Consider the following 10,344-nt stretch of genomic DNA (forward strand, 5'->3'; position numbering starts at 1 on the left):
TCCACCAAATTTTATGTATGATGCGGGACTCCGACGCTCGTAGACTCGCTAACGCCGCGACCAGATACCTATACTACAAAATAATACAAGTGTACTTTAGCAGGCAATCCACCCATTGAGTCTCTCTCTAAAGAAGAGTTTTCTCTAGTTTTGTGGTTTATTCCTCTCATTGCATTCCATGAGATCGAACCAGGGATTTTTGCTCCAGTTCTATGGTCGAGTTAGAAGTTGATACTTAATGTAGAACATCGTATTTCCTCTGTTTAATAGAGTCTTGCCATAGCCTTATTAGGGTAGCAATTGCCTCCTCTATCTGCTTCACCCAATCAGGTGAAGCAAAACTTGTTTATCCTTGAAGATTTATTTCCACTAACCATATCCTGTCTCAATGCCTTTTACAACTTCTTGAAGTACCTGGCAATTGGTAACAATCCGAAACCCAGCTTTTCATAGGTACAACGTGCTGGTGCATGGCCAGGATCGCCTCCAGTTTCGACCATAGCAACGGACATCCCAGCAGCTTTCATCCAATTCAGAGCGAACTCTATGAGAGCGGCTCCAATGCCTTGACGTTGATAATCTGGATCAACGGCAATCATATAGATTTCTCCCATACTACTCTCTGAATGGAGTTTCACAGCTACAAAGCCCACAGTTGAATCAGAGTCAATGGCAACCCATACCTTCATGTCTTTTGTAATACAGACGGACTCGACAGCATTAAGCTGGCTTACACGCCAACCATCAGGGTAGAATGAATGGTACACCTCAATATCCATCGCTTTTTGAATTGAATCAAAGACCGGACTCCATGCCCGAAGTGAAAGACTTTTGATGGTATCAAGTTGGTTATCTTCGTATGGTTCAATTCGCATAGAGGTATTATGTGGTTATATTATGTTACATAAATACTACTAGCAAATTTTGTGTTGTTTTGATATGGGAAGTACACCGTCAGAATTGACCATCTGAAGCCACTGAATTACTTAAAGTCCGAATGCCATCTGTTTCGATCGCAGTTGTAATGGGTACACCTTCTGTATAGCTTGGGGGTTAGCCCCACTTGATCTCGGAATAGTTGGTTGAAATGGCGGGCACTGAAGCCAATTTTATCTGTTACTTCGCTCACTCTGGTGGTTGGATATCTCCTAAACTCTTGCAATGCCATAGCGATCGCGGCATATCGATCTAGCGGTTTCATTACCATCAGCAAAAATTGCTCCAAAACCCAAAAGCGGCTTGCTACTGTTGGCGATTCTAGAAGGCGCTCGCGTAGTTCAACCGCCCGATCCTGCCATAATTCATTTAATGAAATTCTCTGGTTGTGCAATTCCCCCGCAGGCAACGTAAAAAATGGGGTATTGCCCCCAGGTTTGAAATGTACGCCCATCATCGATATCTTGCTGTCATTGTTGATAATGAAGCTTTCAGAATGGGTACCGCAAATCATCATACCGTTGGTGCTGCCGATTTGCACTCGACGGTCGCTATCGAATAGTGGAATCCTATCTTCATGTAGATTGATAACCAACTCCATCGAACCGATCGGCAACAATCGAGACTGTGCTTTAGGTAAGTTCTCACCTTCTCGACTCCAGAGCAGTTCAACAAATTGCGAGAGTGGCGATCGCGGTTGGTAAGTCTGGTAAATCATCTGTTTTTGCCAGTCAATCAACACTAACAGATCATCTTTAGGCTACCGCCGAAACCGATGATTTGACGACTTTACTCTCCTTAAAATGATTATCATTTTAATCACTGGATGTTTTTTTCTCTGGAAGTCCATTAGCAGAGCAAGAAGCGATGTCTACGACGGTCACTGAGCTTGTCGAAGTGCGGGCTGCGCCTACGTCATTGTCTATGTAGAGACTTTACAATGTAACACCTGTAGAGAATTTAAGGTATATTCTAAAAACTAATAAAATGACAGCGATAATTATATGGTCTGCTGCCTAAATCCTAATTGCGAGAATCCCCAAAATCCTGACGGGGCAAATTTCTGCCTCAGTTGTGGCACAGAGTTGTTATCGCTATTGAGAAATCGTTACCGAATCATCACGCCATTAGGGAGAGGAGGGTTTGCACGCACATATATCGCAGAAGATATAGACAAGCTCAATGAACGATGTGTTGTGAAGCAGCTGGTTCTAAGTCAATTTTATGGCAGTCAGGGTAGTCAGGCACATAAAAAAGCGACTGAGTTGTTTGAACGAGAGGCAAAACGTCTCAAAGAACTAGGAGAACATCTTCAAATTCCCAATTTGTATGCATATTTTAAGGAAGCTGAATATCTCTATTTAGTGCAGCAGTTTATCGAAGGGCAAAATCTGTTGCAAGAGTTAAAACAGCAGGGAGTTTTTGATGAAGCCAAGATTCGAGATTTTTTAAATGATTTATTATCTGTACTAGTAGACATACATCAACAACAAGTAATTCACCGAGATATTAAACCAGAAAATATTATTCGCCGTCAAAATGATGGGAAATTAGTACTAATTGATTTTGGGGTGGCAAAGCAAAAGACGGAACCGACAAACACTACAGTGGGGACAATTATTGGTTCATTAGGTTATGCACCAATTGAGCAAATGCAAGCGGGTAAAGTTTTTCCTTCCAGTGATATCTACAGTTTAGGAATAACTTGCTTTCATCTGCTGACTAATATCTCTCCTTCAAGTTTGTGGATGAAACAAGGCTATGGTTGGACTTCTAATTGGCGGCAGCATTTAACGCAACCCATAAGTCAAGGATTAGAGATGATTCTTAATAAGTCTCTACAAGAAAATCACGAACAGCGTTATCAATCTGCACAGGCTGTTTTACAAGATTTGCAGAAGTTGCCACCGCTAAGGTATACATCAGCTCCTACAGTTATTCCACCTACCCTGCGATCTCAATCGCAGCCACAAAATCAACATAAATCAACTCGATATCTACTGCAATTCTCTAATAGTCAATTATTGTCTGGAGCAATAATAGCTGGATCGGGTAGTTCATTTTTAGCGATCGCACTTATAAGTTTTCTTGGAACTACTTGGATTAGCTCTGGATTGTGGTTGCTCATTTTAGGAGGATTAGTCTTTATTCAATCTCGCCCACTTCTAGAAAAAGCTTATTTAATTCTTATTGCTATCATTGCAAATTTACTCATTGTCTTTATTTTCAGAAATCTCTTAACTAATAATCTTCTCAAAGCTGGTTTAAATGGACTGCTGCTCGTAGGATTGCTAGTTATACTGGCAGGTTTATTGACAATTATTATTGTGGGTGTGTCTGAAATAATCAACAAACTGATTGCTAAATATCTTTAGTTTTTTGGTTTTGCTCAATCTTGATAAATCTCTTTATCTCAGATAGGTTTTGTAAAATTTGGATAATTATTCATGACAAATAAAAAAGAAAACTTGAGACTGCTTATTTCACTTGGTATAGCTGGGGTAATGGTAGCAGCTATTTTATGGCTAATTAACCAAGTTTCTTCTACTATTGTAACATCATCAGATCAGACACAAACTTCATCTTCATTTACAAATAAGCCGTCCTTAATGAATTTGGGTACAAGGATTTTAGTGAAAGTGCAAACATCCCCTGAAAAAACAGATGGAGTTAAAGCTTTTGCTGAGAAAGATTTCAGTACTGCCGTTAAAAAATTTACTGATTCTCTGAAAAATAATCCCAATGATCCAGAAACTTTAATTTATTTAAACAATGCCAAAATAGCAAGAGATAATTCAGAAGCTGTAAAAGTTGCGATCGTCGCACCAATTAGCTTCGATCCTAGTTTAGCCGAAGAGATTTTACGCGGTGTAGCTCAAGCTCAAAATGAAGTTAATAACCAAGGAGGAATTAATGGTAAAAAATTACAAATTGTAATTGCAAGTGCTAATAATAGAGAAGATTCTGCACGGCTAGATAATGAATTAGTTCAAGATAAAAGCCTTGTAGCTGCCGTGGGTGTTAGACGTAAGGTAGAAATATATAAAGAGAAAGGTTTGGTTTTAGTCTTACCCGTCGAGCTACCAAATCAAGCAGAAAATCCAGAAAAATTAGATAATAATACACTAAATAGTCAGCCTAATATTTCCACAACTAACTACTTGTTTCATGTAAATCCGTTATATGATAATTTAGTAGATACTCATTCTCGCTACATTGCTCGACAAGCAAGAAATGTTGCTATTTGTGGCGATGTTCGTAGTTCAAGAGATAATTCAACCTCTTCATCAAATCAGATACTTGTAGAAAAGTACACTCAAGCTATCAAAAAATATGGTAGCAACGTTATTAGTACGCCTTGCAATTTAGCAGACAAAAATTTTGATCCTAAAGCTTTTGTGGATAAAGCCATAGAAACAGAAAATGCAAGTGGCTTTTTATTAATGCCTTCAATCAGAAATATATATTTTGCCACCAAGGTAGCACAAGAAGTTAAAGGTAGAAAGCCACTGTTTGCTTCTGAAACTATGTACAGTGCAACAACTTTACAAAATGGCAAGGATCTCGAAGGAATGGTATTACCTGTGTATTGGCATCGTAATGCTAATAAAGATAACCCCTTTGCCAAAAATGCCTTTCAGCTTTGGAATGCTCAAGTAAATCAGAGAACAGCGGGAGCTTATGATGCACTGCAAGCAATTATTGCTGGCTTAAAAGAAGACAGCACCCGCGAAGGATTACAAAGGGTATTGTCTAATCCCAATTTTTCCACATCGGGAGCAACCGGAATGATTCAGTTTTCGGCATCCGGGGAGCGTCAAGGAGAAGCAATGCTAGTCAAAATTGAGCGTTGTGAGTCTTGTTCTAGTGGAACTGGTTACGATTTTGCCCTCTTGAATAAGAAGTAGTTTTTTTGATGTTAATTTTCATTCCAAAGATATAGATTGCTTTTAAATAGGTAATCTATTCAATTTGAATGTCATACTGAACTGTTTTAATTTTTCTCTAACGAAAAGTTCTATTTTTCTACCCAGAGTTGTGAGAGCGATCACTCAAAAGAAAGATGGAATCTCCCTAACCTCTGTGTCAAGGTTATATCAGTAAGAATTATGAACACTTTGCCGAGGAGAACACGGATGGTAACTACTTTAGATGATACGAAACGCAATGCAATTGCTGTAAAACTTGCAAGTATTAAAGCTCTGCAACAGTTGGTCATCGAAAATGAACAATCGCTTTTGACGCAAGGGCTTGATGCTGAGATTGCCGATCGCATCCGAAATTTTATCAAAGATGATGAAAAAAACCTTGGTATTTTAGAAACTGTAATTGGTCAGTATGGGATTCAGGCTGAACCCAAACAAAATGTTACACAATTCATTGAAAAAGCTCGCGAATTGTTTAAAGGTTCTGAGTTAAGCCTGTATGAGAAAGTCTCTCAGCATGAATTGCTGAAACATCAAGTAGTAATGAGTGGCTTGATAGTTCACAAAGCTGCTCAAAAAGTTGGTGCTGATGTGTTGCTAGCAATTGGGCCATTGAATACTATTAACTTTGAGAACCGCGCTCACCAAGAGCAACTCAAAGGTATTCTGGAAATTCTGGGTGTCCGCGAACTCACTGGACAAGATGCAGATCAAGGAATTTGGGCACGTGTTCAAGATGCTATGGCCGCAGTTAGTGGTGTAGTAGGTAGTGCTGTCACCCAAAACAGCGACAAAAAGGATCTAAATATCCAAGATGTCATCCGCCTCGATCACAACAAGGTAAATACCCTGTTCACCGAACTACTACAAAGCAACGATCCACAAAAGATCCAAGAGTACTTCGGTCAGATTTACAAGGATTTAACCGCCCACGCTGAAGCTGAAGAGGAAGTAGTCTATCCAAGAGTACGTCCTTTCTACGGTCAAGATAACACCCAAGAACTGTTTGATGAACAAGCTGAAATGAAGCAGGTGTTAGACCAAATTAAGGCCATTAGCCCTTCTTCATCTGAATTCAAAGATCAAGTTAGACACTTGATGGAAGCTGTTGGCGACCATATTCGTCAAGAAGAAAGCACAATGTTTGCTGCCATTCGTAACAACTTGAGCAGCGATGAAAGCGAGCAACTGGCTACTGAATTCAAAGCCGCTAAGACCCGAATTCAAGAGAAATTGGGTGTTGTTAGCGAATCGAATGTGTAGAATGCTTTTGGGCTTTCTATATCCGCTAAAAAAGGTTAGTTAAACAAAAACTCCCAGCAGAAAAACGCTGGGAGTTTTTGTTTACAAATTTTGCTGACAGTTTTGCTGACAGTATTTATAAGCTGTGTATGCCATAGTGACAACCCCAGTGATAATAGCAGATTCATCAACTTCAAATTGGGGATGGTGTAATGGGTGGTTAATGATTCTTTCTTTGTAGCCTACGCCCAAACGAAACATAGAACCGGGGACGTGTTCCAAATACATCGAAAAATCTTCAGCACCAAGGGAAGGTTCGGGTAGTACTTGAACGCGATCGCTACTCCAAGCTTCTTCTGCGGCTGATTGTAACAATTGCGTCAGGGCGTAATCATTTTGGACACTGGGTACACCTTGGCGATAATTGACTTGATACTTTGCCCCGTAGGTATGGCAAACATTAGATACAATGTTTTCAATCCAGTTTGGAAGATGGGCACGCGTTTCAGGATGGAGCGATCGCACTGTTCCCAATAACTGCACTTTATCCGCAATTATATTCGGCGCTCTGCCACCATTAATTTTCCCGATACTCAATACTACAGGACGCAAGGGATTTTGTGTCCGGCTGATGGCTTGTTGCAGTGCAGTAATCACTTGGCAAGCAATCCAAATCGCATCAATCGCCTCATGGGGACGTGCCCCGTGTCCAGATTCTCCCATAATCAGAATCTCTAAATCATCAGCGGCGGCTGTCAAAGCCCCGTAACGCACCCCAATAGATCCTGCGGGTATAGAAGGGAAAACATGAACCCCTAATAAAGCTGAAACGTTTTCCATCGCTCCATCTTTCACCATCCAGCTTGCCCCTTGAGCAATTTCCTCAGCTGGCTGAAATAAAAACCGCACTTTTCCACCCAACTCCTCAGCCATTTGGGACAGCACCATTGCCGTTCCTAACCCCACAGTGGTGTGGACATCGTGACCGCAAGCGTGCATAATCCCATCTGCACGAGAGGCATATTCCAAATTAGTGCCTTCTTGAATTGGCAAGGCATCCATATCAGTACGAATTGCCAATAAACGGCCATTTTGGCTAGTGCCTTGGAGTTCTCCAACCACGCCTGTCTTACCAACTCCCTCTTGTACGTGTAGCCCACTGGAAGACAAAACACCAGCTACGAAGGCTGCTGTTTGGTACTCTTGACCGCTGAGTTCTGGGTGAGAGTGGATGTGGCGGCGAATTTCAATTAAGCGGGGCGCTAGTTTTGCTGCTAGGTCTTTTATATGGGTAAGCATCGATTCAATTAATCTATAGGCTTTTTTCCCATGATAAAGAACTGTTAATAAACAAAATGCTTTTGCTATACAAGGAGTGTTGAGAACAAGCAGAGGAGCAGGGGAGCAGCACTTCGACTACGCTCAGTGACCAGGGAGTAGAGGGGCAGGGGAGACAAAGAAGACAAGGGGGAATTATTGAACAAGTCTCTCCCTTATCTCCCCCCCTCTTCCTGGTCTACCTTGTCTCTTCTCGATTCCCAATGCCCCATGCCCCATGCCCCATACCCCATACCCCAGTTTATTTTGAGTAGCAGGTTGTACCTGGAGTATTTTCGGGTTTGTACTCGTTACATTCTCTGGGATTTTGACGCTCTAACGACCAGCCATAAGGCTTGTCGGAGGTGACGACACCATTATTTAAAGTTGTTAGTCGGTAGTTAGCACCCCGAAAATTAGTAAATTGCAATTTGGCATCTTTTAAGTTCGCTGCTTCTAAATTGGCACTGATGAAGCCGGCAAAAGACAGATCAGCATTTTCCAGGGATGCTGATTTTAAATTTGCTCCTGTTAAAGAAGCACCACTGAGATTCGCCGAATTCAGAATCGCACCTTCTAAATTTGCACCGGTGAGATCGGCATTCGTGAGATTAGCTTGAGATAATGTAGCGCTGCTCAAGTCAGCTCCTCGCAAATTTGCTCCAATTAGATTCAGCTTAGTTAGGTCAGCACCACTCAAATTACACCGAGGACAAGCACTTGTTGCCTTCAACTGATCCAAATCTAGCTGATTTAACGCAAGAGCCTGCTTTGCAAACCCTAAACAAGCTAACAGGACGACGGTGGCAACAATCTTAAGTTTCATATTTTTTACTGATATTTACAAAAATGACAAGTTACGAACATCACGTACTGTCATCCTTACATATACTGCTTCTCTAAGGAAGTACAGGGATGAAGCATTGATTAAGAAGCTGTAAAAATACTATAAATTCTAATAGTAAGACTACTCAAACAGAAATATAGGCTATAGAATCAAATCGTAAGGAACTATACCGAACCAATTATAGACTACCAAATATGTGATCCCCCTAGCTCGATAAAAATACGACTAGGGGGATCTTGTTTTTAGGCATTGGGAATTGATTATTAATTCTTCCCCTGCTCCCCTGCCCCCCTGCCCCCCTGCTCCCTGGTCACTGAGCGTAGTCGAAGTGCTGCCCCCCTGCTTTCTTCATCGCCATCCTAAAAGGCGCAGTCCAGGGACAATTAGGTAATAACTCACTCCTAACCAGAAGCTGATAAAGAAGCCTACAGAACCAAAAAAAGTCAGAGACAACTGTAAGTCTGACCAAGCTGGTTGATTGGTAAATTGGAAAATTGGAGGTGCTAACTTCAAAAGAATTAAAACTGCATAGGCGATCGCACTGCCAAAGGCTGCGAACACAGCGTACACTACATGATGGCTGCGAAGTCCTAAACTCAAGGTAAGTAGGCAAACTGCCACTAAAATCACTGCCACTAAGCCCTCGCCGCTATCTTTTGGGGTGATTAATTGCAAAATTAACCAGCCGAAGCCATAGCTAATCATGCCCATCAGGGAAGCCACTAAAAACCGCCGCCGTTGACCAAAACACCCGGATACTGTCAGTCCCCATGCGGTTCCCCAGCCTGCGGCGACGAACACCAAAATATCTGCCCCGAAGACTGGTTGAGTATTTGGTACTAATTGGTTTAGCTGACGCCCAATCAATTCCACAACCTGAGGCCCCAAGCTGGTACGATAGGCCAAAATAAAACCAGCGATCGCACCAAAACAAGCGCCGATAGTACTTAGAATGATCGCCCAAATCGTCGCCAAACAAGCTCGGAAAATTTTAATGATTGTCTGAGCGATAAAAATAACGGTTTTGGTGACAGCTAGGCTAAAGTTAGCTAAAACTTGTTCAATAGCTTGTGTTATCAGTGTAAATCTCTGGAAAACTTGCGTTGAGGCAAGCTTAATTTTGTCTCGTAGTTGGGCAAATAATCCTGGCGGCGGTAATGGTTGAGAAATCTTCGCCAAACGTTTTTGAATTATAGCTGCATTTGCTGGACGCGATCGCACATCCTCCTGCACCATCTCATCCAGCAAATCTGCTAGTTGCGGGTTGACATTCACCACAGTTCGCCAGCGCAATTTACCCGTTTGCTGGTCTTCCAACTCTAGCGGATATTTGCCTGTTAGTAGTTCAATCACCGTTCGACCAAGAGCATAAAAATCGGCACTTGGCCCAACAATACCTCCAGTCACTTGCTCTGGTGGACTGTAGCCAGAAGAAAATAATCGCGTGGAACTAGACACAGAACGCAGCTTAGAGGCGCTAAATTGTTTCGCCCCGCCAAAATCAATTAGTACCAAGCGATCGCCCTCTATTTGCCCTTGAGACGGGGTTAAAGATGGCGAAGAACTGCCCAGCATTAAATTAGAAGGTTTGATATCCCGGTGAAGAATCTGACGCTTGTGTAATTCTTGTAAAATCTGCACAGCTTGGACAAACCAGTTTAAAACCAAACTCTCTGGACACCCTTGGGGAAACTTTTTTAATATCTCCTCTAAAGTTTGCCCATTGATCTTTTCCATTACCAGGCAAGGCAGTTGGTGCGGTTTGGGGTTAAACAGTTGTACCTGAAAATACCCTTCGGCATCGACTCTGGGGACACCTGGATGGTGCAAACTAGATAAAACCGCCGCTTCTTGGGTAAATAACTCCAGTGCCTTTGGTGAATCTTCTACCAACACCTTCAGCACTTTCTCTGTTTGAGTTTTTTCATCCCAAACTGTGTAGATTTGAGCAAATCCTCCCGATCCTAATGGCTGAAGTGGAACATAGCGGTCTAACAACTCTAGCGGTGCGCCACAGCTGTTGCAAAATTTGTTTCCCCAAGGCTGAGGATAAGGACGTTGACAATCAGGATTTAT

The 10,344-nt window shown here is 41.9% G+C and carries 8 protein-coding genes; 3 read left to right on the forward strand and 5 right to left on the reverse strand.

Annotated features, from left to right (window positions below):
- Positions 1-395 precede the first annotated feature (395 nt).
- Both RMY16_RS26910 and RMY16_RS26915 read right to left on the reverse strand, forming a co-directional pair.
- Positions 396-875, reverse strand: a complete 480-nt coding sequence (locus RMY16_RS26910) for a GNAT family N-acetyltransferase (protein WP_322668239.1) — start codon at positions 873-875, stop codon at positions 396-398.
- Positions 876-982: 107 nt separating this feature from the next.
- Positions 983-1,654: a DUF6597 domain-containing transcriptional factor gene (locus RMY16_RS26915; protein ID WP_322738929.1), complete on the reverse strand. Its 672-nt coding sequence runs from the start codon at positions 1,652-1,654 to the stop codon at positions 983-985.
- Between the two features lie 286 nt (positions 1,655-1,940).
- Here RMY16_RS26915 and RMY16_RS26920 point away from each other — a divergent pair, with 286 nt between their 5' ends.
- The 3 genes from RMY16_RS26920 (at position 1,941) to RMY16_RS26930 (ending at position 6,125) form a co-directional block, all read left to right on the forward strand.
- Positions 1,941-3,311 carry a serine/threonine-protein kinase gene (locus tag RMY16_RS26920; RefSeq protein ID WP_322738930.1) on the forward strand — a complete coding sequence of 457 codons (1,371 nt, stop codon included), beginning with the start codon at positions 1,941-1,943 and terminating at the stop codon, positions 3,309-3,311.
- Between the two features lie 72 nt (positions 3,312-3,383).
- Complete coding sequence (locus RMY16_RS26925) at positions 3,384-4,844, forward strand: ABC transporter substrate-binding protein (RefSeq protein WP_322738931.1); 1,461 nt, start codon at positions 3,384-3,386, stop codon at positions 4,842-4,844.
- Between the two features lie 228 nt (positions 4,845-5,072).
- Positions 5,073-6,125, forward strand: coding sequence for a hemerythrin domain-containing protein (locus tag RMY16_RS26930; RefSeq protein ID WP_322738932.1), 1,053 nt, complete (start codon positions 5,073-5,075; stop codon positions 6,123-6,125).
- Between the two features lie 81 nt (positions 6,126-6,206).
- Here RMY16_RS26930 and RMY16_RS26935 read toward each other — a convergent pair whose 3' ends face one another.
- The 3 genes from RMY16_RS26935 to RMY16_RS26945 all read right to left on the reverse strand — a co-directional run.
- On the reverse strand, positions 6,207-7,403 hold the full coding sequence (locus RMY16_RS26935; protein ID WP_322738933.1) for a M20 family metallopeptidase: 1,197 nt from the start codon (positions 7,401-7,403) through the stop codon (positions 6,207-6,209).
- A 280-nt stretch (positions 7,404-7,683) separates the two neighbouring features.
- Positions 7,684-8,247, reverse strand: a complete 564-nt coding sequence (locus RMY16_RS26940) for a pentapeptide repeat-containing protein (RefSeq protein ID WP_322668912.1) — start codon at positions 8,245-8,247, stop codon at positions 7,684-7,686.
- 369 nt (positions 8,248-8,616) lie between these two features.
- Positions 8,617-10,344: serine/threonine-protein kinase (locus tag RMY16_RS26945; protein ID WP_322738934.1), on the reverse strand; the 1,728-nt coding region annotated here is incomplete at its 5' end.

The organism is Nostoc sp. DedQUE12b, assembly GCF_034530835.1.
Classification (GTDB): Bacteria; Cyanobacteriota; Cyanobacteriia; order Cyanobacteriales; family Nostocaceae; genus Nostoc.